This window comes from Dellaglioa sp. CoH-55-MRSF-8 (assembly GCF_056782195.1).
Window position 1 is genome coordinate 1,945 of the sequence record NZ_JBXAYH010000012.1, and the last position, 1,400, is coordinate 3,344.

The following is a 1,400-nucleotide window of genomic DNA, read 5'->3' on the forward strand; positions in this document are numbered from 1 at the left end:
CAGTCCTTACGGTCTAGCTTCGTTGCCCTTAGAACGCTCTCCTACCACGGAACCCTAATGGGTTCCATCCACAATTTCGGTAACATGTTTAGCCCCGGTACATTTTCGGCGCAGAATCACTCGACTAGTGAGCTATTACGCACTCTTTAAATGGTGGCTGCTTCTGAGCCAACATCCTAGTTGTCTGTGCAATTCCACATCCTTTTCCACTTAACATGTATTTTGGGACCTTAATTGGTGGTCTGGGCTGTTTCCCTTTCGACTACGGATCTTATCACTCGCAGTCTGACTCCCGGATATAAATCAATGGCATTCGGAGTTTATCTGAATTCAGTAACCCTAGATGGGCCCCTAGTCCAAACAGTGGCTCTACCTCCATGATTCTTAATTCCGAGGCTAGCCCTAAAGCTATTTCGGAGAGAACCAGCTATCTCCAAGTTCGTTTGGAATTTCTCCGCTACCCACACCTCATCTCAGCATTTTTCAACATACATGAGTTCGGTCCTCCAGTGCGTTTTACCGCACCTTCAACCTGGACATGGGTAGGTCACTTGGTTTCGGGTCTACGTCTACTTACTATGGCGCCCTATTCAGACTCGCTTTCGCTACGGCTCCGTCTTATCAACTTAACCTCGCAAGCAAACGTAACTCGCCGGTTCATTCTACAAAAGGCACGCTATCACCCATTAACGGGCTCTAACTATTTGTAGGCACATGGTTTCAGGAACTATTTCACTCCCCTTCCGGGGTGCTTTTCACCTTTCCCTCACGGTACTGGTTCACTATCGGTCACTAGGGAGTATTTAGCCTTGGGAGATGGTCCTCCCGGATTCCGACGGAATTTCTCGTGTTCCGCCGTACTCAGGATACTGCTCTGAGAGATTTTCATTTAGTATACGGGGCTATCACCCTCTACGGCGAGTCTTCCCAGACTCTTCTACTATAAAAATCTTTGGTAACTCAAATGAGCAGTCCTACAACCCCAAGAAGCAAGCTTCTTGGTTTGGGCTCTTCCCTGTTCGCTCGCCGCTACTTAGGGAATCGATTTTTCTTTCTATTCCTGCAGGTAATTAGATGTTTCAGTTCCCTGCGTTTACCTCTATATAACCTATGTATTCAGTTAATAGTAACAGTCGATTAAAACTGCTGGGTTCCCCCATTCGGAAATCTCCGGATCAAAGCTTACTTACAGCTCCCCGAAGCATATCGGTGTTAGTCCCGTCCTTCATCGGCTCCTAGTGCCAAGGCATTCACCATGCGCCCTTGATAACTTAACCTAACTTTACTTAAAGCAAAGTGGTTTTGTTAAGAACTACGTTCTTAACTAATAAAACGCGGTGTTTCTCGGCTTATTGCTTAAAAATTTAATAAATATTATCTAGTTTTCAAAGAACAAATTT

The 1,400-nt window shown here is 45.5% G+C and carries 1 rRNA gene (running past one end of the window); it reads right to left on the reverse strand.

From position 1 onward, the window contains the following. A 23S ribosomal RNA gene (locus AC1RPW_RS07505) occupies positions 1 to 1,277 on the reverse strand (it extends 1,742 nt beyond the left edge of the window). Positions 1,278 to 1,400 lie beyond the last annotated feature (123 nt).